Genomic DNA, 22371 nt, shown 5'->3' with positions numbered 1-22371 from the left:
TGAATCGTGGACTTCGTTAGGCAATGTGCGCCCGCAGCGCACTTATCCGGAGCACGATACAAATGGCACAGCCGAACGGTCAAATCACAGCTGTACCTTTGCGCATAGATGGCGTGAGTGAACTGGACCCGGAAGGCCGTATTCCGTTAGAACAACTGACTAACGGAACGACCGGAAGAATAACGCGCTGGACCGATTTTCCGGGGCAGCCCGGAATATATACGGAGCTTACGGTTTATTGGAAGCAGCCAATAAATCCACCAACAGAAACGGTAATTTTTAACAACAGATACTATCAGGTAGATGATCGACCGGAGTTTACATTTCCAATAACGCCTCAAATGATGAGCGTCGACGGTACTGCCGAAATTCGCTATCTGTTAGAGCATAGTGTTAACGGAAATTTCGATCCTTCACCGATTCGCAAACTGACGATCGATCATACACCGGTGCTTGTACCAACCTTGGCGGAGCCGACCTTTCCGGACAGCAACTTATGGGGTTATCTCAATTGCACTTCGCCCGTGCCAATCTGGGAAAAGGTCAGGGTGGCGATAGCGCCTGAATCGATTTTCAATGGGCAGGACGAATGTGTTCTTGAGTGGCAGGGATTTAGCACTTTGAATGGCAGCCCTCCGGCACTGACGCCCATCTACGAGTTTCGCAAAACGATAAGTGACAGCGAAGCGGCCTATGGATTTGTCATGGAAATCCCTTTCGTACCCTATGTAAAGCCTATGGTGGATAGCGATTCCGGCATTGCTCAGTACACGATTTATCGAAATGGAATTCCTAAAGGTCGGTCGAAGAAAGGTTTGGTCAAGATCGATCGAGTCATTCCGGGCGAGACGGAGCCTTGTGGCGGATTTGTCTAAGATAGCAAAGGTGCATGAGGTATGAGGTAGACGGAACTTCGAGAGCGGTGCTTTCTTTTATAGTCTCGGCAGACGTTAAGGATTTGCGCTGCATTCGATTCGGTGGCGTGGTGACGATTGAATCTCTTTGAGATTTGAAGATGTCTCGTTCAGTTCAGTTCAGTTCAGTTTATAGTTTATGGAGAAATAAAAATGACCAGTACAAGTACAAGTCCCAACGGTGAAGTATTAACGCTGAAGCAGATTGCTGAGCGCTCGCGGACAGCCTTACGCACGAAAAATTCTGACTCCGGCGTTCTGCTGAATCCCCCCGAAATTGTCGGACAGATCATAGACGACCTGATCCCCAAATCGGTGCTGGACACCCGGACGATGACGGTTCGATTCCATACCGGTGATATTGCAAGCCCGCATGACAGTGACGAATGGGAGTTGTATGAGCGGAAGGCGCCAGATACGGGGGACGGTACCATGGTCGCTGACGGCCAGTTTGGCCCTGTAACAGGTCGCCCGACGGAACTCAATATTCCGGTATCCACTATTGCGCTCGCGGATGATGACGCATCGAAAGCGTCAACGACTTACGAATATCAATTTGTCCACTACAAAGGCGCGGACGGCAACGCGGACATGCCGCCATGGTTCCCAGCAGAAATTGACCGGTATGCACCTGAGCATGACAAACCGTCGAATATGAGGCTGAAGCCGGAGGCCGCCATATTTGTAAATTTGGCTCCGGGTCAAGAAATTGATGATGATTGGCTCGCCAATAACAGCACGCTGGAGCTGGCCATCAATGTTAGCTATGACTTTCATCGTGATGACGATGTCATTCACGTCTATGCGGGGGACAGTTACGGTGTCGGGACGCCTGTACATACCCAAGATCTAACGTCATCTGGGGAGGTGTCGGTACCAACGGCAGCTATTCCGCAATTGGACGGGCAATATTACGTCTGGTACGTATTAGAAGATGTGGTTGGAAATATCAGCGAGGACGCGTTGGCGAGTGGCTACTATGTCCGTCGCCGGCCACGGCCTCAACTGCATGACTCTTATATTCCGAAAGGCATCTTGCCGGACGTTGTCGACTTGGAGGACCTGACCAGCCCAGTGTATGTAGAAGTACCCTATACCACTAATGGCCAAGACACGGACCGGATCATTCCGAAGATTATTAACGGTAACGGTAGTACAGAGTTTGCTTTAGGCAGTCAGCAGTTAGGCCAGGAGGCACCTAATAAAGTACTCCAATTTCCGGTGGCCACGAACAAGCTGCTTGCGCTTTGGGGAAGCTCTACCGCGCAAGCGGCTGTATTTACTGAATATCAATTTTCCCGAACAACAGAAAACCCAGTTCCATCCGTTCCAGCAGAGTCCGCTCTTGATTTTAGCTATCGTGGCCCCGAGAATCCGATTTTTCCCTCGTTGGAAAATCCGGATATGGTGAAGGTCACGGTGGTGGCCGTTGGTGGCTCTGGCACTCCAAACCATATAACGCCAGAGGATCGTGGAAAGGAGGCGACTATCAGCACGCCCCTCGTCGATGCAGCAAGCGCGTGGGTGCCGATTGGCGATGAGGTCGCCCGGTTGTGGTTCAACGGCGTGGAAGTGTATAGCGAAAACCTAACGGCCGGGACCTTGACACCATTGACCTTTAACATGTCAGCCGCTGACATCGATGGCGCCGGGGTTGGAAAGAAAATTGCCTATTGGACGATTGAGGAAGATGGCGGTCGGAATGTAATGCGATCGTACCCCACCGAGGTTCAGGTCGATGCGGTTCGGGTTGTACTGCCAGCTCCAACGGTTCGGTTGTTTAACGGTCTTGTTTCATGCCGATATTTGGACAGGAGCACATACGTGTTGCCCGTTACGGTCGACATAGATGCAACGCATATGCCTCCCGGCACGGTTGTTACGCTTAAATCCGTTGGAACCACCGATGCGTTGGGACTTGATGAAATCCCTGGCACGGACTATCTCGGAACTTACCAAATTACCGGAGCGGAGACGGGTGGGCAGTTTGTCAAGAATATCGAGCCCTACTTGACAAAGCTCAAACCTATCCAGCCGACACACGCTTCCGGCTTGCCTAATGGTTATATAAAAATTTGGTATGAGGTGGATATCGGTGGGGTGCTTACATCGTCGCTTGAGTTTCTAAACGAGGTTTCACTGCTGAATAACAGCTTTAATTATTGTGAAGGAACACCGACTCAATAGGTGGGGGCGGGAATCGGGGGATGCTACGTTGTCCCCCGACGTCGTCGCTATAACAGAGTGCAAAGAAAACTCGTGCTGTTTATTGGGATTTATCCTACATAAAATTGCGAAACTGAGGTGTAGATTATCGGCCGTCTGTGAGAGGGGATGCTCATAAAAATTAGCCTTGTCATTTTTATTCGAAATGACGAAACGCGGGTAGCGATATGCAATTGGTTAAATTCGACAGAGGATCACTTGGAATGTCAGGCCAGGTGGGTAGTTCGTTATTATTATGTTTATTGTTCCTGGCTGAGCCGTCGCTTGCCGGGACGTTAGTCGGCCAGGAGCAGACACTCACAAACGGTTCTCCGGTGGAAGCCTGGACGCTTGCGCAGACGTCAACGTTGAACGTCAATGGCGCAGACACGCTCGATATTTCGGCCTCTGAATCTACGTTGAATGCCAGCGGAGCTACCACTGGAAGGATTACAGGAAGTAATGGTTCTACCATCAACTTATCTGACACTACCGTCGCTGGTGGGAATGCGCCCTCTGCGTTGCGACTTGACAACAGTACCGCGACGATCAATGGCAGTACCATCACCGGGGATAGATTGGGATTATCAGCCGCGCGTGCCGTCACTTCGACAACCGGTTCAACGGTAACGGCAACCGACAGTACCATTACCGGCACCACAGGTGGCGCTCGTGCGTCGGCCTATAGCACCCTGACTTTTTCGAAATCGACCATTGAGGGCACAGGAGCAACGAGTTTTGGTCTTTCGCTGCTGGGCGCCTCGGCGTTTGCAAGCAACGGAACACGCATTATCGGCGGTCAGAATGGCGTCACGTTGGGGCTCGAAAGCGGTGTATCGGTTGGCAATCGCTTAGAGCTTGATCGTTCGAGCATCGAGGGGAAGAACGGTTCTGCCATTGTTGTGGATTACGCGGGTAGCTCGGCACCGGTCACGCGGATTGACGTGCTCAACGGTTCGACGCTGACCGGGAGCAACGCAACGATCCTGGAAGCAAAGGGCGCCGCTGACGTAGCCATGAATGTAGGACTGAGCGACTTGACGGGTAACATTCAAGTTTCCGACAACAGTGTCGCGGCGCTGACTTTTACCCAGGGGTCGTTGACCGGTGACATAACAGCTGATAGAGGCAGCACGGCAGCAGTAGCGTTGCAGCAAGGCTCGCAATTGACCGGCGTCATGACTAATGTTGCGACGGTCGGTATTGATGCTCAATCGAGTTGGACCATGACGGGCAACAGTCAGGTCGGCGATTTGTCTTTAAACGGCGGTACGGTGAGATTCGGTGCCGATAATGCTTTTTATCAACTGAATGTAGAAAACCTGTCCGGTAACGGTCTGTTCATGATCGGCACCGATTTTGCGACAAACCAGACCGATGTACTCAATGTCACCGGGTCCGCCACCGGCAACCATCAGCTTATGATCGCCAGTAGCGGCATCGACCCCGCCAGTGGCCAACCGGTCCAGGTCGTAAATACTGCCAGTGGGGACGCGACCTTTACCCTGGCGAATGCCGGTGGTGAAGTCGATCTGGGCGCATTTACTTATGGATTGAAGCAAAGTGCCTCCGGTAACGATTGGTTCCTGGATCCTACGGCTCGTGGGGTCAGCCCTTCCACTCGGGCAGTCATGGCACTGTTCAATACCGCACCGACGGTGTGGTATGGCGAGCTGACCTCGTTGCGCAGTCGCATGGGGGAATTGCGCTTCAATCCACAGAAGTCCGGTGCCTGGATGCGGGCGTATGGCAATAAATACAACGTGTCGGATAGCTATGGGGCTGGATACCGGCAGGCCCAGCAAGGTTTCTCGCTCGGCGCCGATGCGCCTTTGCCAATGGGAGATGGGCAGTGGCTGGTGGGGGTAATGGCGGGTCACAGTACTTCAGACCTTGATTTGCATCGTGGAACTTCCGGTACGATCAAAAGCTACTACTTAGGTACTTACCTGACGTGGATGGATGAGGCCAGTGGTTATTACGTGGACAGCGTTCTCAAGCTCAACCGCTTCCAGAACGATGCCAAGGTTGGTATGAGCGATGGCAAGCGGGTCAAGGGTGATTACGACAACACCGGCTTGGGCGGTTCGGTAGAGATTGGACGCAATATCAAGCTTGACGATGGCTATTTTATCGAGCCCTTTACCCACTGGTCTGCGGTGGCGATAGGTGGCAAGGATTATCGACTGAACAACGGCCTGCGTGCTGAGGGCGACACTACTTACTCATTGCTCGGCAAGGCAGGTATGACAGCTGGGCGCGATATCCAGCTACGCAACGGAGCGATGGTGCAACCCTACGTTCGTGCGGCGTTGGTGCACGAATTTGCCAAGAATAACGAAGTCAAGGTCAACAACAACGTATTCAATAATGATCTTTCTGGATCCCGTGCCGAGTTAGGGGCCGGCGTGGCCATCAATTTGTCGCAACGCTGGCAAGTTCACGCGGAGGTGGAGTACATGAATGGTAAAGGTATTGAAATGCCAGTGGGGGGAACGGTAGGCCTGCAATTTAAATGGTAAGCCTGTGTTGGTCAGGACCTAGATTTTTATAGTTTGTAGAATGTGTAGCCCCGGCTTGACGCCGGGGCTATTTCTATTAACTAAGCTCTGTGTCATATGTCCCCGAGCATAGAAAGCGGCCCGTGCCGTCAGCTTTGTCCATGTTCACTTGAAAAGACCCTGAGAAATTTAAACTTGTGCGATTTAAATGGTAAGTGATCGTTCCTGACCTGGCTTTTTGTAGCGTCGGGTTTTGCGGATCCTCATAATTATTGAAATGCACAGTTGCATGTTGGTCGTGGTCCGTCACCGGTTCATTGGTTGCGTCTTTCCTATCTTTGGAGAACGTAATGGTGAACGTTCTGGGACGACCGTTTGCCCATTCGGTGGCAACCACCATCCATATATCGCCGCGGCCTGGCGTAACGGAGCTTTTAAGTTCGGTTACGGAGGCACGAAAGGGGGAGCCGTCCTCAAGAGTGGCGGTGAAGTCAACGTCCGTTGCACGTAAGGCAGATTTACTGGCTGCTTTGTTCATAGGTGAACTCCATAGGTTGATGAGAAGACCCCAGTCGGCACGCTACGCCATGCGTCTGGTTTCCTTATATAGAGCCCATGCTGCACTTTTGTATACTGTCAAGTCTTACAGGTGTCCAGGCTGGAGTTCTGTGGTGGGGAAGATGGTTGTGAAATTATGTAAGGGTTTTGCTCCGCGGCGGATGAGGGCGTATATCCTTCGCGGCTTGAGATTCCCAGTGCCTCGTACCTTTGGATACACCCCATGCCCAACATCCTCCTCGTCGAAGACGACGCCGCCCTCTGCGAACTCATCGCCAGCTACCTCGAACGCAACGGCTATCACGTCAGCGTGCTCAACCGTGGCGACCATGTACGTGAGCGGGCGCGGGCGAATCCGCCGGACCTGGTAATTCTCGACCTGATGCTGCCGGGCCTGGACGGCTTGCAGGTGTGCCGTTTGCTGCGGGCCGATTCGGCGACGTTGCCAATCCTGATGCTCACGGCGCGGGACGACAGCCACGACCAGGTGTTGGGCCTGGAAATGGGCGCCGATGATTACGTCACCAAGCCCTGCGAGCCACGGGTGCTGCTGGCGCGGGTGCGCACCTTGCTGCGGCGCAGCAGCCTGACCGAGCCGCAGGCGGTCAATGATCGCATCGTCATGGGCAACCTGTGCATCGATCTGTCCGAACGCACGGTGACCTGGCGCGGGCAGCCGGTGGAGTTGTCCAGCGGCGAGTACAACCTGCTGGTGGTGCTGGCCCGTCATTCCGGCGAAGTGCTGAGTCGCGACCAGATCCTGCAACGGCTGCGCGGCATTGAGTTCAACGGCACCGATCGTTCGGTGGATGTGGCGATTTCCAAGCTGCGACGCAAATTCGACGACAACGCCGGCGAGGCGCGCAAGATCAAGACCGTGTGGGGCAAGGGTTATCTGTTCAGCCGTTCCGAGTGGGAATGCTGATCGATGTGGAAGCTGCTGATTCGCCTTTATCTGGTCACCATCGTTTCCTACAGCGCGGCAATCTATTTGATGCCGGAACTGGTGATCCGCCTGTTCCACGAGCGTTTCCAGGCCTACAACCTCGACTATTCCCGTGGCCTGCAAACGTTGATGGTCAAGCAGTTCCGCGCCGTGCCCAGCGAGCAATGGCCGGCGCTGGCGGCGCAGATGGACAAGGAGTTCGAGCCGTTGCGCATCGAGTTGGCGACCACCGAGGACGCCGGTTTCACCGCAACCGAACAGGCGCGTCTCAAACGTGGCGAGAACGTGGTGCGCGTCGGTGACTGGGGCTGGCGAACCCTGGCGGCAGCGCCGCTGGACGAGCACACGGCGGTGAAGATGATCGTGCCGCCCGACCCGGCGGATGTCAGTTGGTTGTATTGGAGCATCAACGTGTTGATCGGCGCGACGATGCTGGGCTGCCTGCTGCTCTGGTTGCGGCCGCATTGGCGCGATCTGGAGCGTCTGAAGCGCACCGCCGAGCGTTTCGGCAAGGGGCATTTGAGCGAGCGCACGCACATTGCGCCGCGCTCGAACATCGGCAGCCTGGCCCACGTATTCGACACCATGGCCGGGGACATCGAGAATCTGCTCAACCAGCAGAGGGACCTGCTAAACGCCGTGTCCCATGAACTGCGCACGCCCTTGACCCGGCTCGATTTTGGCCTCGCTCTGGCGTTATCGGAGGAGATGCCGACGGCCAGTCGCGAGCGTCTGCAAGGGTTGGTGGCGCACATTCGCGAACTGGACGAGTTGGTGCTGGAACTGCTGTCCTACAGCCGCTTGCAAAATCCGGAGCGGTTGCCGGAGCGGGTCGAAGTGCCGCTGGACGAGTTCATCGACAGTATCCTGGGCAGCCTCGACGAAGACCTGGCCGCGCCGGAGGTGGTGATCGACGTGCTGCTGCACGGGGCGCTGGAGCGTTTTGTACTGGACCCGCGCCTCACCGCCCGGGCTTTGCAGAACTTGCTGCGCAATGCGATGCGCTACTGCGAAAAGCGCATCCAGGTCGGCGTGCTGGTCAGCGAGCAAGGCTGTGAAATCTGGGTCGACAACGACGGCATCGGCATTCCCGACAGCGAGCGCGAGCGCGTCTTCGAGCCGTTCTACCGCCTGGACCGCAGCCGCGACCGCGCGACCGGCGGCTTCGGCCTCGGCCTGGCAATCAGCCGCCGCGCCCTGCAAGCCCAGGGCGGCACGCTGACGGTCGAGAATTCGCCGCTAGGGGGGGCACGCTTCCGGCTGTGGCTGCCAACACCTGAAGCCTGACACCATCCCTGTGGCGAGGGAGCTTGCTCCCGCTGGGCCACGAAGTGGCCCCATACAGTCATCCAAACAACCCCGCCGCAATATTGATCGAAAACCCCAATATCGCCGTATTGAACACAAAACCGATCAACGACTGCGCCAACACGATCTTGCGCAACTGCCGCGTGGCAACCCCCACGTCCGAGGTCTGCACCGCCACCCCGATGGTGAACGAGAAGTACAGGAAATCCCAGTAATTGGGTGTGGCCAGGCCTTCGGCAAAACGCAGCGCCGGTTCCTTGCCGTTCCAGGTGTAATACAGCCGGGCGTAGTGAACGCTGAAGATCACTCCGATCAGCAACCATGAGCCGATCACGGTCAACGCGGTCGCGCCATAGTGCAGCCACTTGCCGGCCGTTTGCAGGTCGCGGCTGCCGGCCAGTTCAAAGGTGATGGTCGCCAGGCTGGCCAAGGCTGCGATGCAAACCATCAACAACACGAGCCCGGCGTTTTCGTCTTCCATTTCGGCGATGCGCTTCACGTCCGGTGCCTTGGCTCGCACCGTGAGCCAGAACATCAACAGCAGATAAGTCCAGACCCCGACGTTCCAGCCGATCAGGATCTTGCCGATGACCGAGTCAGCGGGAATCGACAAACCCGCGGCCAGGCCAATGATCGTGGCCCAGGAAAGGCGCGGGTGAGTGCGGGTGAGGCGGGGCATGGGAACTCACTGTGACAAGGGAATACGGGTAGTAACAGTCATCCGGCAAACGCCGGGCTGGCGATGTCGCTGGATTGAATCAGCCGCACGCCGGCCTCCTGCATGCGCCGCATGGCCGCGTCCATCGAACCGTCGATATCGATGCCCCGGCAAGCGTCCAGAACGACGATCGCGTTGAAGCCAGCCATTCGTGCGTCCAGCGCCGAGTACATCACGCAGAAGTCCAGGGCCAATCCGACCATGTACACCGTGTCGATGCCGCGTTCCTTGAAGTAGCCGGTCAGGCCGGTCGGGGTCTGGCGGTCGGCTTCCATGAAGGCCGAGTAACTGTCGATGGCCGGGTTGCACCCCTTGCGAATGACCAATTGGGCATGAGGCAAGTCGAGGTCAGGGTGCAGCGCGGCGCCCGGGGTATCCTGGACACAGTGATCGGGCCAGAGCTTTTGTTCGCCGTAGGGGAGCTGGATGAGGTCGAAGGGTTGCTTGTCTTCATGGCTGGAGGCGAACGAGGCGTGCCCGGCGGGGTGCCAGTCCTGGGCGCAGACGACGTTCAGGAACGAACGGCCGAGTCGGTTGACCAGCGGCACGATTTCGTCGCCACCCGGCACGGCCAGTTGGCCGCCAGGGATGAAGTCGTTCTGGATGTCAATCACGAGTAAAGCGGTGGTTGTGGCTTTGGTATCCGCTAGGGTCATGCCGGCTGCTCCTGGGGGGAACTGAAGAGCTTAGCCGAATCGGTTCCGGCTCAGGTGGTTGTTTGTGCCGGGCACCGCATCGCGAGCAAGCTTGATTCCACATGGGCCGGTGGACGACGCCCTGCGGATAAGGGCCGCTACAGGGGAGCCCAGTGTCTTTCGTCGCAAATATTTTTTGTATGATGGCTTTTTGATGCACTTCTGTAGCGACTGTGTAGAATCGCCAACTTTCAACCGGGCATGGAAGCAGTACGGCCTTAAGGTCACGAGAAAAAACCCATGCTCATCGGCAGCTATTCACCCGCTCTCGTTTCGTTTTCCCTGTTTGTTGCAATCCTGGCGTCCTACACCGCGCTGGATCTGGCCGGGCGTATCGCCACCGCTCAGGGGCGCGCCGTTCACTTCTGGATGGCCGGTGGTGCGTTGGCGATGGGGGTGGGCATCTGGTCCATGCATTTCATCGGCATGCTCGCTTTCACCTTGCCGGTAGAGCTCGGCTACGATTTGGCGATCACTGCGCTGTCTTTGCTGATTGCCGTCCTTTCCAGCGGCTTTGCGCTGTGGTTGGTCAGCCAGCCACAACTGCGCGCCTGGCATTTGGCGTTCGGCGCGTTGGTGATGGGTACCGGCATCAGTGCCATGCATTACACCGGCATGGCCGCGTTGCGGATGCAACCGGGCATCGATTACGACCCGACGCTGTTCGGGGCTTCGTTGTTGATTGCCGTCGTAGCGTGTGCGGCGGCGTTATGGATCGCCTTTCATCTTCGCCAGAATACGCCTCACGTACGCCTGGCTCGTGCCGGCGCCGCCGTGGTGATGGGCGTCGCCATCGTCGGCATGCACTACACCGGCATGGCCGCGGCGCAGTTCCGCGAAGGCAGTTTCTGCGGGGCCCTGGATGGCTTGAGCGGCAAGGGGCTGGACAATGTGGTGCTGATTACCACCCTGGCAATCCTGGCGATTACCTTGCTGACTTCCATCCTCGACGCGCGCCTTGAAGCGCGTACGGCGGAGTTGGCCAGGTCGCTGACCCAGGCCAACCGGGAGCTGACTCAACTGGCCTTGCACGACCCCCTGACCGGACTGCCCAACCGTGTTTTGCTGGCCGATCGCATTGGCCAAGCCATGCACCGCGTGCAGGAACAGGGCGGGTGTTTCGCCTTGATGTTCATTGACCTGGATGGCTTCAAACCGGTGAACGACGCGTTTGGCCATCACATGGGCGACCTGTTGCTGCGGGACGTGGCCCTGCGCCTGCGCGAGGATCTGCGCAACCAGGACACCCTCGCACGGATCGGTGGCGACGAGTTCGTCCTGCTGGTGCAACTGGCCGAGCCGGACGACGCCCTGCGCCTGGCCGCTCGGCAGGTTGCATTGATCGGCGGCACGTTCCGGGTCGCCGACCATGACCTGCAGATCTCCGCCAGTGTCGGCATCTCGCTTTATCCGGGCAACGGCCAGAGCGCCGATGAACTGTTGATGAACGCGGACGCGGCGATGTATCACGCCAAGGGCGCCGGCAAGAACGGCTACAGCTTCTTCGACGCCTCGATGAACAGCAACGCCCGCAAGCAATTGCAACTGCTGCAAGACTTGCGCATCGCCGTCGAGCAGCGGCAGTTCAGCCTGCATTACCAGCCCAAGTTCGACGCCGCGAAGGGCCGTCCGGTAGGTGCCGAAGCGCTGCTGCGCTGGACTCATCCAACCCAGGGCCTGCTGATGCCCGACACCTTCATCGACCTGGCGGAGAAGACCGGGTTGATCATTCCGATCGGCGAATGGGTGCTCAACGAAGCCTGCCGGCAGATGCGCGAATGGTACGTGCTGGGCTACACCGACTGGCGCATCGCGGTGAATCTCTCGGCCTTGCAGTTCTGCCATGCGGGCCTGGTGCAGAGCGTGGCCAAGGCGCTGGAAACTCATCATTTGCCGGCCAACAGCCTGACGCTGGAAATCACCGAGACCACTGCCATGAGCGACGCGGACGCGAGCATGACGGTGCTGCAACAGCTGTCGGACATGGGCGTGGACCTGTCCATCGACGACTTCGGCACCGGCTATTCGAGCCTGATGTACCTCAAGCGCCTGCCGGCCAACGAGTTGAAGATCGATCGCGGTTTCGTGCGCGACCTGGAGCACGACAGCGATGACGCGGCCATCGTCTCGGCCATCGTCGCCCTCGGCCAGGCCCTGGGGCTGCGGATCGTCGCCGAAGGGGTGGAGACCGATGTACAACAGGACTTCCTGACGCAGTTGGGCTGCGATTCACTGCAAGGTTATCTGCTGGGGCATCCGCAACCGGCCGAGCATTTCCTCAAGAACATCCGCCAATTCCCGCGCGTGGCGATCGCCTGAGGCGATTGCTCAGGGGACGATGTCGAACGCGGTGCTGCCCAGCCGCTCGCCATTGATCAGCACATGTACCGCATGCCGGCCCTCATAGTGTCGGCGCGTGGTCAGCTCGCGGATGTGCTGGGAGCGGCTGAGGTTGGCGCACGCCAGGGCGGGCAGGTCGAAGGTCCTGAGTTTGAACACCTTGGCCGACGTACCGCCCGAGGCTTTTACGTAATCGATCGCATAATCGATCACCAAGCGTTGGTTCTCGGGACAAGTCGATTGCACCTTGAACGACAACGTGACCTGCTCGCCCAGGCGAATCACCGCCGGCAGCACTTGCAGATCCGAGACCTCGACCTGCGCCTTACCTCCCGCTCCGATGACCGCCAGCGCCCGGGGGTTACCTTGCTTGATCAAGCTGCGCAGGGCATGCCGGGCGATCCAGGCGGTGTGGCGCTCCTGGAGCGGCCAGCCTTCGATGCGGTCAAGGACCCAGTCGGGATGCTGCTTGGTCACATCGTTCAGGTGGTTGGCGACGGATTTGCGCACGTACAGGCTGTCGTCGGCCTTGAGCGCATCGAGGATGGCGGCGGCGAGTTCCGGGTTGGCCTGGATCGGCTCCAGATGGAATGACCAGGGCAGGCGCGGGCGGCTGCCTTCGCTGGCGAGGCGGCGCACGTGCTCGTTGGCGTCCAGTGCCCATTCATGCATCACTTCTAAAGTACCTGCCAGGTCATCGCGCAGGAAATGCCGCACGGCGAATTCCGCGGAGCCGAACCGGGTGAAATACTTGAGCGCGTCCATGGACGCCTCGAAGGCATGCCGACCGTACGACGCCACGTAGTGCGGCAGGAACATGCTCACGAACATGCTGTTCAAACGCGGCGCCAGGGCACGCAGTACTTCCAGCGATGATTCGTAATCCAGCGGCAAGACCGTATGCAGACACTCGCTGACCCGCGCCATGCGCTGCATCACCGACAACTGCGCCAGCCCATCGTTGGTCATGTCCAGGAACGCCTTGGCATCGAACGCCGGGTACACCGCGCGCATTTCGGTGGCGATGTGTTCCAGGCGGGCGTTGTCGAAGATTTCCTTGAGGGCTGGGGAAGAGGTGGTGGTGCTCATGTTGGGTCCGTCCGGCGGGTGTTGGGCCAAGGCTCGCCACTATGCCATAGCCGGCACATGGGAATGGGGCCTTCAGAAGCAACAGTAAAAGGAATGATTCGCCGTCGCCGAAGTCCCAGATTCAGTACCTTGAATTAATTGGAGTTCTTCTATGCGCAAACCCACCCTCATCGCCAGCCTCGTCTTGATCGCCGGCCTCGGAGCCTTTGGGCCTGTCGCGCAAGCCGTCGAGAAAACCGGAGACGCCCTGGAGCATTCGCCAAGCAATGGCCGCCGGCTGGTGGAAAACGACCGGGTCCCGGCGGACTACCAGCGCTCGGACAGGGCCATGAAAGACTGGAAGCAGAAAAAGCTCGAGCAGCCGACAGAAGAGCAGCAATGGGTGCATATCGACGACAAGTACCTGCTGATCGAAACCGTGTCCGGCGCAATCGTCAAGATCGTCCCGGCGACACGCTAAAGCACTTCGCCTTTATCCCACAGATGAACCAACTCGCCAGGTGCCCGGTCCTCGGGCACTTGCAGCACCATTTCGTCGTCCCGGTCGTTGGCCCGGTAACGCACCTCGATCTGGAAATAACGCTGGTCGCCGCGGCCAGGGGTGGAAGAGGTGAGCGGCAGGCACCCCTCCAGCACCGAGCAGATGCGCGTGCGTTGGTCGATGTCGCATTGGGCGAACTCGATTTCCCGGGGCCGGGTCAGGGCATGGATGGCTGCCACGCCGCCCTGGCGCGACAGCTTTACGACCGCTTTGTCATCAAGGTCTGGCAGGGTTTTCATCCGTTCTCCTCGTTCAGGTCGACACCCACCTGTGCCCAGCCATCCTGGACGGCTTTGACTTCCCGTTCGCCGAAACGCTGGCGGGCGTGCTCAATGGTCAGGCGAGCAAACGCGCTAAAGGACGCGTCGTTGGCCAGTTGCCTGTCGCACAAGGTGTCATACCAGATTTTCCCGGCCTTTTCCCAGGCGAATCCGCCCAGCGCGGTCGCCACCAGATAAAAGGCCCGGTTGGGAATGCCGGAGTTGATGTGCACGCCGCCGTTGTCCTCGCGGGTGATGACGAACTCGCGCATGTGCGCCGGCTGGGGATCCTTGCCCAGCAGCGGGTCATCGTAAGCGGTGCCGGGGTTGGACATGCTGCGCAAACCATCACCGTTGATCCTGTCGGTGAGCAGGTCCGCGCCGATCAACCAGTCGGCCTGCTCGGCGGTCTGGCCCAATACGAATTGCTTGACCAGTACCCCGAACACATCGGAAATCGATTCGTTCAATGCGCCGGACTGGTTGGCATAGATCAAGCCCGCTTCGCTTTCGGTGACGCCGTGGGCCAACTCGTGGGCCACGACGTCGAGGGAGCGGGTGAAGCGCTGGAAGATCTCGCCATCGCCGTCGCCGAACACCATCTGCGCGCCGTTCCAAAAGGCGTTTTCGTAGTCCTGGCCGTAATGCACGCTGCCGACCAGGGCAAACCCCTTGTTATCGATGGAGTCACGCTCCAGCACCCTCCAGAAAAAGTCATAGGTCGCGCCGAGGGCGTCGTACGCTTCGTCCACCGCCGGGTCGCCACTGGGCGATTGACCCTCCAGGCGCACCGGTTGGCCTGGCAGTTCCATGCCGTTCTGGGCGTCGTGGATGCTGCGCTGTGGTTGGCCGGCCTTGCCGGGCTTGGGCAGCTTGGCGGACGCGGGTGGGTTGCTGGGAGGGCCTGGGTTGTGGCGCAGGTTCTTGACATGAGTCAGGGTGCCGAGGGCGCTGGAACGCTGCTGCTCGGAGCCATGGGCGATAATGCGGTTGAGGATGTAAGGCGGAATGAAGCCGTGGAGCGGGCGTGAGTCGATCATCAGAAAATCCTTATCTGAAATGCAGGGTCGATACCCATGTGAACCACAGTGGTTGTTGCGGTTCCCTTTGCCGCAAAAGGTTGCCTGTCGCGCAGATATCTGCGAAAACCCCGCGCCTGGATCACACGGGAATAACGCCATGAATGACGAGTTGCAAATCATCGACTTAAAAGAGGGCGACGGCAAAAGCGTAGTCAAAGGCGCGCTGATTACCACCCAATATCGCGGCACCCTCGAAGACGGTACAGAGTTCGATTCATCCCACAGTCGCGGCAAACCCTTCCAATGCGTGATCGGCACTGGCCGGGTCATCAAGGGCTGGGATATCGGATTGATGGGCATGAAGGTCGGCGGCAAGCGCAAACTCTGGGTACCGGCGCACCTGGCCTACGGTGAACGGTCCGTGGGCGCCCACATCAAGCCCAACGCCAATCTCAGCTTTGAAATCGAGTTGCTGGAAGTCCTGACGCGGGACGATTGAGACGCCTTCGTTCATGACCGGTCGCTGAACAGCGGGATCCGTCCGTTGGTCGAGGGGCGGTAGTGCCAGGCCAGTTGATCCAGGCACGGCGTGCGTTCCAGGATTGCCTCCAGGGATGCGCGGGCGATGTCCATCGCCAGGGCCTGGCCTGGACATTCGTGGCGGCCGCTGCCGAAGCTGAAACTGCGCCGATTCGGGCGATCCAACAGCAGGGTATCGGGCGCTGGGTTGAGCTGCGGGTCGCGGTTGGCCGCGGCTAGCAGCACCAGGACTGCGTCTCCCTGGGACAGCGCAGCGCCAAGGATCTCGCAGGGCGCGGCGATGAAGCGTCGGGTGTTCTGCACGGCTGGGTCGAAACGTTGGACTTCGGCCAATAATGAGTTGATCTGCGTGGGGTCGTCCCGGAGCACTTGATGTAGCGCGGGATCACGGATCAACGCCAACAATGCGTTACCGATCAGGCCTGCGGTGGCCTCATGGGTTTGCGAAAGCAAGCCGATCAGGTTGGCGGTCCGGCTGTCTGGGTCGGCGTCTTCGAAGCCCTGGCAGATGCCGTTCAATAACTGACTGTCTCGCGCGACGATCCGCTCCTGGAGAAGCCTTGCCAGTTGCTCGCTGGCCCGGTGGGCGGCCTCCCGTTGTGGAGCTTGGCTCAGGGGCGACAGGCAGGCGACGAAATCACCCGTCAGCTCGCTGATCAGATGACTGTCCGTCGGATTGAAACCCAGCAGTTGCGCCACCACGCTGACCGGGCCGCTGAACTGCGCCTGGCGCACGCCTTCGGCGCCATGCCTGAGCAAGCGCGCCTTCACCAGCGCCTCGACCTGGCGGGGATCGATGTCCTGCAACCTCGGCGCGATGGCCGCCTTCGGGCAGCGTTGTCGTTCACCTTCGTTCATCCGCATCAGTCGCCCGAACACTCGGCCGGCAGGCCCCTCGGCAATCGCCTTCGGCACCGGCTCGTGGGCGGGGCGCACGTGGCAGTCGGGATGATGCAAGACCGCGCACACCGCTTCGGCGCTGCTAGCGACCCAGATATTCAAGTGTGGGTTGAAGTCCAGCCCGCCGTTGGCGCGAAGGGTCGAATAATATGGGTAGGGATCGGCGTGTGTCGCGGCGGTGATCGGGTCCATGATGGTTGCCTCGTTCGTGCGGGGAGAGTGCTGCTACTATCTCCAGTCGACGCATGGCTTGATTCGTCCGGGAGCGAAATATGAACGCAGAGCAACACGATGTGGGCGTGTCCCAGGTAGCCGCGGCCATTGCCGAACCGGCCCGCACTCGAATGCTCTGCGCGCTGATGGACGGCCACGCCCGCACCAGCACGGAGCTGGCAAGCATCGCCGATGTCAGTGCCTCCACCGCCAGCGCCCACCTGGCGAAGCTCAAGGAGTCGGCGCTGGTGCGCTTGCATGTGCAGGGCCGTCATCGTTATTACAGCCTCGCCGACAAACGCGTGGCCGCTGCCCTCGAGGCGTTGATGGTGATTGGCCAGGACGCCGCGCCGACCTTCACCCCACGTACGCCGGATCGCCTGCAGTTTGCTCGCACCTGTTACGACCATATGGCGGGCACCCTAGCGGTGCGGCTGCACGACCGCTTGCTCGAAGCCGGGTGGCTGGTCGAGGTGGACGGCCAAGGGTATCGGCTGAGTGAAACGGGTGAGGCGCTGTTCGAAGGCTTGGGTATCGATGTGCAGGCATTGACGGCCCAACGACGCCGTTTCGCCTGCCCATGCCTGGACTGGAGCATGCGCCGGCCGCACCTGGGCGGTGCCTTGGGGGCGGCGTTGCTGCAACTGGCGATCAAGCGCAAATGGCTGGTCCAGGACCTGGACAGCCGGGCGCTGGGGTTGACGGCCAGCGGTCGCAAGGAAATGGCAGGGCGGTTTGGGATCGATGCGGAATTCGATGCCATATCGACTGGCGCCATCGCGAGCAGGCTCGCTCCCACAGTGGATTTGCGCTGAACACAACACTCAAGACCACCCGAGATCAACTGTGGGAGCGGGCTCGCCCGCGATGACGGCGGCGCATTCAATCCTTGTGCAAGCTGACCCACCGCCATCGCGAGCAGGCTCGCTCCCACAGTGGTTTTGCGCTGAGCACAACACTCAAGACCACCCGAGATTTCCTGTGGGAGCGAGCCTGCTCGCGATGGCGGCCGCTCATTCATGCAGTCATATGGCGGCGCCGATATTCATCCGGCGTGGTGCCCGTCATTTTGCGGAACATGCTGATGAACGCCGAGGCGCTGCTGTAGCCCAGGTCCAGGCCAATGGTTTCCACGCTCTGACCACGTTCGAGCAGGGCCAGGGCCTCGATGACTTTCAGGCGCTGGCGCCATTCCACCAAGGACATGCCCAGGTCCCGCTGGGCCCGGCGCATCAGTGTGCGCTCGGTGGTGTTGGCGGCGCGAGCCAGTTGCGGCAAGGAGCGCGGGTCGCTGGGATTGGCCTCCAAGGCCCGCAACACCGGACCCAGCAGCGGATCATCCGAAGAGGGCAGGTAACTGCCGACGTGGGGCGCCTGCGTCAACTTGTCCACCAGCACTTGCAACAAGCGCTGCTGTTCGGGCGTCTGTGGCTGGCTCGGCGGGTCGCTGCGCAGTTCTTCCAGCAACGCGCGGATCAGCGGGCTCAGGGTCAGCGCGCAGGGGACGGCTGGCAGCGCACCGCACAGCTCGGCCGCCAGGTACAACGAGCAATGGCAGGCTTCATGCCGATTGAATCCCACATGTTCCATGTCCGGCGGCAGCCAGATGCCGTATTGCGGGGGCGCCAGGTAATGGTGCTGGGCGATTTCGATTTCCATCACGCCACTGTAGGAATAGACGAACTCTCCCCAGGCATGCCGGTGCCGGGGATACGTGGCGTGGGCCGGCATGCAGGCGCTGCGGAAGAAAATCGCCGAGGGTAGCGCCGCGTCGAACGGAGGAATCTTCAGGTGTTGGGCTGGTGGCTGCATATCGACCGCAATGGCGGATTACCGGGATGGCTTGTCGGGTAATCACTATATCCAGCAAAGCTGTCAGGCCGACAATCCTTTCGTCTCTTTTCTGCCCGAGGACCTTTTCCATGAACACCCGCCGTGCCCTGGATGGCCAGGTCATCGCCCTGATGACCGGCCTCTGTGCCATCTGGGGTTTCCAGCAAGTCGCGATCAAGGCCGGCGCCGCCGACATGGCGCCGATGTTGCAACTGGGGGTGCGCTCGGCCATCGCCGCGGTACTGGTCTGGCTGTTGGTGCTGGCGCGCGGTGAACGCCTGTCCCTGACCGACGGCAGTTGGCGCCCGGGCCTGTTGGTGGGGTTGTTGTTCGCCCTGGAGTTCGTGATGGTGGGTGAGGGCCTGCGCCACACGACGGCTTCGCACATGGTGATTTTCCTCTACACCGCACCGATGTTCGCCGCCCTCGGTTTGCACTGGGAGTTGCCAAGCGAGCGTCTCAAACCGGCGCAATGGCTAGGCATCGCCGTTGCCTTCGGCGGCATTGTGGTCGCCTTTAGCGGCGGTTCGGGCGCGGCGAACGGCAGTTCGTTGCTCGGCGATGGCATGGGCTTGCTGGCCGGCGCGCTGTGGGGCGCGACCACCGTGACGGTACGCTGTTCGCGGCTGACGGACTTGCCGGCCAGCCAGACGCTGCTTTACCAGTTGGTGGGCGCCGGGGTGCTGCTGATCGGCATGTCGGCAGCGCTGGGACAAACGACAATCAACCCCACGCCATCCCTTATTGCGAGCATGGCGTTCCAGGTGTTGCTGGTGTCCTTCGCCAGCTTCTTGATCTGGTTTTCGCTGCTACGCCGGTATCTGGCGTCGCAATTGGGGGTACTGTCGTTCATGACGCCACTGTTCGGCATCGGGTTTGGCGTCTGGTTGCTGAATGAGCCGCTGGAGCCGAACTTTATCGTTGGCGCGGCTTTGGTATTGAGTGGAATCTTGCTGGTCAGCGGTTATGGATGGTTTCGCCAGCGATGGGGACGGTGGCCGGTTTTGCGGCGAGAGTAACTGAACGCAGACGTAAAAAAGCCCACCCCCGCAATGGCAGGGGTGGGCTTTTTGCTGACACTTCAGCTGCCCAGAGGGGCTTGGATCAAACCTTGACGATCCAACCCGCCGGCGCTTCCACATCGCCGGTCTGCACGCCGGTCAACTCTTTGTAGAGCTTCTGGGTGATCGGGCCGACTTCGGTTTCGCTGTGGAACACGTGCAGCTTGTCCTTGTAGCTGATACCGCCAATCGGCGTGATCACCGCAGCGGTACCGCAGGCGCCGGCCTCCTTGAAATCCGAGAGCTTGTCGATGAACACGTCGCCTTCGATCACCTCCAGGCCCAGGCGCGATTTCGCCAGTTCGATCAGCGACAGGCGGGTGATGCCCGGCAGGACCGAAGGGGAGTTGGGGGTGATGAATTTGTTGTCGTGGGTGATGCCAAAGAAGTTGGCCGAGCCGACTTCTTCGATTTTCGAATGGGTCAGCGGATCCAGATAGATGCAGTCGGCGAAGCTGGCCTTCTTGGCCTGGGAACCGGGCATCAGGCTCGCGGCGTAGTTGCCACCGACCTTGGCCGCGCCGGTGCCCTGTGGGGCAGCGCGGTCGAAGCTGGAGATCAGGAAGTTGTGCGGGGTCAGGCCGCCCTTGAAGTAGGCGCCGACCGGGATGCAGAAGATCGAGAAGATGAACTCGGGCGCGGTGCGCACGCCGATGTTGTCACCCACGCCGATCACGAACGGGCGCAGGTACAGCGCGCCGCCAGTGCCGTACGGCGGGATGAAGCGCTCGTTGGCGCGGACCACTTGCTTGCAGGCTTCTACGAACTGCTCGGTGTCGACATGCGGCATCAGCAGGCGGGCGCAGCTGCGCTGCATGCGGGCGGCGTTCTGGTCCGGACGGAACAGGTTGATCGAACCGTCCTTGCAGCGATAGGCCTTCAAGCCTTCGAAGCATTGCTGACCGTAGTGCAGGGCGGTGGAGCCCTCGCTGATGTGCAGCACGTTGTCGTCGGTCAGGGTGCCCGCGTCCCAGGCGCCATCGCGCCAATGCGACAGGTAGCGCTTGTCGGTCTTGATGTAGTCAAAGCCCAGTTTGTCCCAATTGATGCTCTCGTTACCCATGACACCCTCTATTTCCTGACAACCGTCGAAACGGTTCAAGCTTCTGACGTTTTTGAATGGGGACAACAATACTTCATTCCGGGGGTGTTTCGCAGCTTGCTCGATGAGGAGCAGGAGATATTTCCAGCCGACTCCCCCGTGGCGAGGGAGCTTGCTCCCGCTCGGCTGCGAAGCAGTCGTAACCCGTCAGACGCGGTGTGACTGAATAAACCCGTCGCCAGATTCAGGGCCGCTTCGCGGCCCAGCGGGAGCAAGCTCCCTCGCCACGGGATAACTGCCGTTAACAATGCAACGCATGCCCCAACGCCCGCAACGCCGCTTCCTGCACCGCTTCGCCCAGCGTCGGATGGGCGTGGATAGTGCCGGCGATATCCTCCAGGCGCGCGCCCATTTCCAGGGACTGGCCGAACGCGGTGGACAGCTCCGACACCCCCACGCCAACCGCTTGCCAGCCGACGATCAAGTGATTGTCCCGGCGCGCCACGACGCGCACGAAACCGCTTTTCGATTCCAAGGTCATCGCCCGGCCGTTGGCGGCGAACGGGAAGCTCGACACGATGCAATCGAGCCCGGCAGCCTTGGCCTCGTCCGGCGTCTTGCCTACAACGACGACTTCCGGATCGGTGAAGCACACCGCCGCGATGGCCGTCGGGTTGAATTCGCGATGCTGGCCGGCGATCAGCTCGGCGACCATCTCGCCCTGGGCCATGGCCCGGTGGGCGAGCATCGGTTCGCCGCTCAGGTCGCCGATGGCCCAGACGTTGCGCATGCTGGTCTGGCAATGGTTGTCGATCTTCACCGCCGAGCCGTTCATCGCCAGGTCCAGGGCTTCAAGGTTCCAGCCTTGGGTGTTGGGTTTGCGTCCAACCGCCACCAGCACCCGGTCAGTGTCCAGGTTTAACGTGTCGCCGTTGGGATCACGCACCTGCAAAGTGCTGCCCTGGGCATCGAAACCTTCGACGCTGTGCTTGAGGTACAGCTTCACGCCCAGCTGCTTGAGCGCCTCGTGTACCGGTTGGGTCAGTTCGCCGTCATAGGCCGGCAGGATCCGCTCCTGGGCCTCGACCACGCTGACTTGCGCGCCGAGCTTGCGATAGGCGATGCCCAGCTCCAGGCCGATATAACCACCGCCGACCACTACCAGGTGCTTGGGCACCGAGGTGGGGGCGAGGGCTTCAGTGGACGAGATGATCGGCCCTCCAATCGGCAGCATGGGAAGTTCTACGCTTTTCGAGCCGGTAGCCAGCAGCAGGTGCTCGCACTGGATGCGCGTGTCGCCGACCTCAACGGTCTTGCCGTCGATGACCCTGGCCCAGCCGTGGATGACCTGGACCTTGTTCTTCTTCAGCAACGCGGCGACACCAGTGGTCAGGCGGTCGACAATGCCGTCCTTCCATTCCACGCTCTTGCCGATGTCAAGGGTTGGCGCCGACACGGTGATACCCAAGGCCGAGCCCTGGCTGTGGTGGTGAGTCTGGTGAAACTGCTCGGCCACATGGATCAATGCCTTGGACGGGATACAGCCGATGTTCAGGCAGGTACCGCCCAACGCCTGGCCCTCCACCAGGATCGTTTCAATGCCCAGCTGGCCGGCGCGAATCGCCGCAACGTAGCCGCCGGGACCGCCGCCGATGATCAATAGCTTGGTGTTCAAAGTCTGCATC

20 protein-coding genes are annotated in these 22371 nt (G+C 59.7%); 10 read left to right on the top strand and 10 right to left on the bottom strand.

Features of this window, described 5'->3' with window-relative positions; translation table 11 throughout:
- The first annotated feature begins 62 nt into the window (after window positions 1-62).
- The 3 genes from J3P90_RS15785 to J3P90_RS15775 all read left to right on the top strand — a co-directional run bounded on the left by J3P90_RS15785 (window position 63) and on the right by J3P90_RS15775 (window position 5641).
- On the top strand, window positions 63-875 hold the full coding sequence (locus tag J3P90_RS15785) for a hypothetical protein (RefSeq protein ID WP_434610847.1): 813 nt from the start codon (window positions 63-65) through the stop codon (window positions 873-875).
- 192 nt (window positions 876-1067) lie between these two features.
- Window positions 1068-3101, top strand: a complete 2034-nt coding sequence (locus J3P90_RS15780) for a hypothetical protein (RefSeq protein WP_434675016.1) — start codon at window positions 1068-1070, stop codon at window positions 3099-3101.
- 242 nt (window positions 3102-3343) lie between these two features.
- Complete coding sequence (locus J3P90_RS15775; RefSeq protein ID WP_434610852.1) at window positions 3344-5641, top strand: autotransporter outer membrane beta-barrel domain-containing protein; 2298 nt, start codon at window positions 3344-3346, stop codon at window positions 5639-5641.
- 76 nt (window positions 5642-5717) lie between these two features.
- On the opposite strand, the gene J3P90_RS15770 is transcribed toward J3P90_RS15775, so the two are convergent.
- Window positions 5718-6158 (bottom strand): hypothetical protein, encoded by a 441-nt coding sequence (locus J3P90_RS15770; protein WP_434610854.1) that lies wholly within the window; start codon window positions 6156-6158, stop codon window positions 5718-5720.
- 243 nt (window positions 6159-6401) lie between these two features.
- On the opposite strand from J3P90_RS15770, the gene J3P90_RS15765 reads away from it, so the two are divergent.
- Window positions 6402-7103 carry a response regulator transcription factor gene (locus tag J3P90_RS15765; RefSeq protein ID WP_434675015.1) on the top strand — a complete coding sequence of 234 codons (702 nt, stop codon included), beginning with the start codon at window positions 6402-6404 and terminating at the stop codon, window positions 7101-7103.
- Between the two features lie 3 nt (window positions 7104-7106).
- A complete protein-coding gene (locus J3P90_RS15760) occupies window positions 7107-8411 on the top strand; it encodes an ATP-binding protein (RefSeq protein WP_434675014.1) in 1305 nt (434 codons plus the stop codon).
- A gap of 58 nt (window positions 8412-8469) precedes the next feature.
- Here the strand turns inward: J3P90_RS15760 and J3P90_RS15755 are convergent, their stop codons facing one another.
- The gene (locus J3P90_RS15755; RefSeq protein WP_434610862.1) at window positions 8470-9111 is read right to left on the bottom strand and encodes a DUF1345 domain-containing protein; all 642 of its coding nucleotides are present in this window, start codon (window positions 9109-9111) and stop codon (window positions 8470-8472) included.
- 38 nt (window positions 9112-9149) lie between these two features.
- Window positions 9150-9806 (bottom strand): bifunctional nicotinamidase/pyrazinamidase, encoded by a 657-nt coding sequence (pncA, locus tag J3P90_RS15750; protein WP_434563519.1) that lies wholly within the window; start codon window positions 9804-9806, stop codon window positions 9150-9152.
- A 279-nt stretch (window positions 9807-10085) separates the two neighbouring features.
- Between pncA and J3P90_RS15745 the strand changes: the two genes are divergently transcribed.
- Window positions 10086-12164, top strand: coding sequence for a putative bifunctional diguanylate cyclase/phosphodiesterase (locus J3P90_RS15745; RefSeq protein ID WP_434563521.1), 2079 nt, complete (start codon window positions 10086-10088; stop codon window positions 12162-12164).
- A gap of 9 nt (window positions 12165-12173) precedes the next feature.
- Here J3P90_RS15745 and J3P90_RS15740 read toward each other — a convergent pair whose 3' ends face one another.
- The gene (locus tag J3P90_RS15740) at window positions 12174-13274 is read right to left on the bottom strand and encodes a DNA alkylation repair protein (protein WP_434675013.1); all 1101 of its coding nucleotides are present in this window, start codon (window positions 13272-13274) and stop codon (window positions 12174-12176) included.
- 151 nt (window positions 13275-13425) lie between these two features.
- Between J3P90_RS15740 and J3P90_RS15735 the strand changes: the two genes are divergently transcribed.
- Entirely contained in the window at window positions 13426-13734 is a 309-nt protein-coding gene (locus J3P90_RS15735; RefSeq protein ID WP_434563525.1) for an RcnB family protein, read from the top strand.
- Here J3P90_RS15735 and J3P90_RS15730 read toward each other — a convergent pair.
- Window positions 13731-14054, bottom strand: a complete 324-nt coding sequence (locus J3P90_RS15730) for a protealysin inhibitor emfourin (protein ID WP_434610866.1) — start codon at window positions 14052-14054, stop codon at window positions 13731-13733. The genes J3P90_RS15735 and J3P90_RS15730 overlap by 4 nt on opposite strands.
- Window positions 14051-15115, bottom strand: a complete 1065-nt coding sequence (locus tag J3P90_RS15725; protein ID WP_434610868.1) for a M4 family metallopeptidase — start codon at window positions 15113-15115, stop codon at window positions 14051-14053. Before J3P90_RS15725 ends, J3P90_RS15730 begins: the two co-directional genes overlap by 4 nt.
- A 139-nt stretch (window positions 15116-15254) precedes the next feature.
- Here J3P90_RS15725 and J3P90_RS15720 point away from each other — a divergent pair, with 139 nt between their 5' ends.
- Entirely contained in the window at window positions 15255-15596 is a 342-nt protein-coding gene (locus J3P90_RS15720; protein WP_434610870.1) for an FKBP-type peptidyl-prolyl cis-trans isomerase, read from the top strand.
- An 11-nt stretch (window positions 15597-15607) separates the two neighbouring features.
- Here J3P90_RS15720 and J3P90_RS15715 read toward each other — a convergent pair whose 3' ends face one another.
- Window positions 15608-16729 carry a cytochrome P450 gene (locus tag J3P90_RS15715; RefSeq protein WP_434675012.1) on the bottom strand — a complete coding sequence of 374 codons (1122 nt, stop codon included), beginning with the start codon at window positions 16727-16729 and terminating at the stop codon, window positions 15608-15610.
- 80 nt (window positions 16730-16809) lie between these two features.
- Between J3P90_RS15715 and J3P90_RS15710 the strand changes: the two genes are divergently transcribed.
- Window positions 16810-17565, top strand: a complete 756-nt coding sequence (locus tag J3P90_RS15710) for an ArsR/SmtB family transcription factor (RefSeq protein ID WP_434675011.1) — start codon at window positions 16810-16812, stop codon at window positions 17563-17565.
- A gap of 202 nt (window positions 17566-17767) precedes the next feature.
- On the opposite strand, the gene J3P90_RS15705 is transcribed toward J3P90_RS15710, so the two are convergent.
- Window positions 17768-18562 carry a helix-turn-helix domain-containing protein gene (locus tag J3P90_RS15705; protein WP_434675010.1) on the bottom strand — a complete coding sequence of 265 codons (795 nt, stop codon included), beginning with the start codon at window positions 18560-18562 and terminating at the stop codon, window positions 17768-17770.
- 110 nt (window positions 18563-18672) lie between these two features.
- Here J3P90_RS15705 and J3P90_RS15700 point away from each other — a divergent pair, with 110 nt between their 5' ends.
- Complete coding sequence (locus J3P90_RS15700; RefSeq protein WP_434675009.1) at window positions 18673-19602, top strand: DMT family transporter; 930 nt, start codon at window positions 18673-18675, stop codon at window positions 19600-19602.
- A gap of 85 nt (window positions 19603-19687) precedes the next feature.
- Here the strand turns inward: J3P90_RS15700 and J3P90_RS15695 are convergent, their stop codons facing one another.
- Both J3P90_RS15695 and lpdA read right to left on the bottom strand, forming a co-directional pair.
- Window positions 19688-20707 carry a branched-chain amino acid aminotransferase gene (locus tag J3P90_RS15695; protein WP_420764472.1) on the bottom strand — a complete coding sequence of 340 codons (1020 nt, stop codon included), beginning with the start codon at window positions 20705-20707 and terminating at the stop codon, window positions 19688-19690.
- Window positions 20708-20987: 280 nt separating this feature from the next.
- Window positions 20988-22370 carry a dihydrolipoyl dehydrogenase gene (gene lpdA, locus J3P90_RS15690; RefSeq protein ID WP_434675008.1) on the bottom strand — a complete coding sequence of 461 codons (1383 nt, stop codon included), beginning with the start codon at window positions 22368-22370 and terminating at the stop codon, window positions 20988-20990.
- Between the last annotated feature and the right edge of the window lies 1 nt (window position 22371).

The organism is Pseudomonas sp. D3-10 (assembly GCF_051132175.1).
Taxonomy (GTDB): domain Bacteria; phylum Pseudomonadota; class Gammaproteobacteria; order Pseudomonadales; family Pseudomonadaceae; genus Aquipseudomonas.
This window is presented reverse-complemented; position numbering and strand designations above follow the sequence as displayed.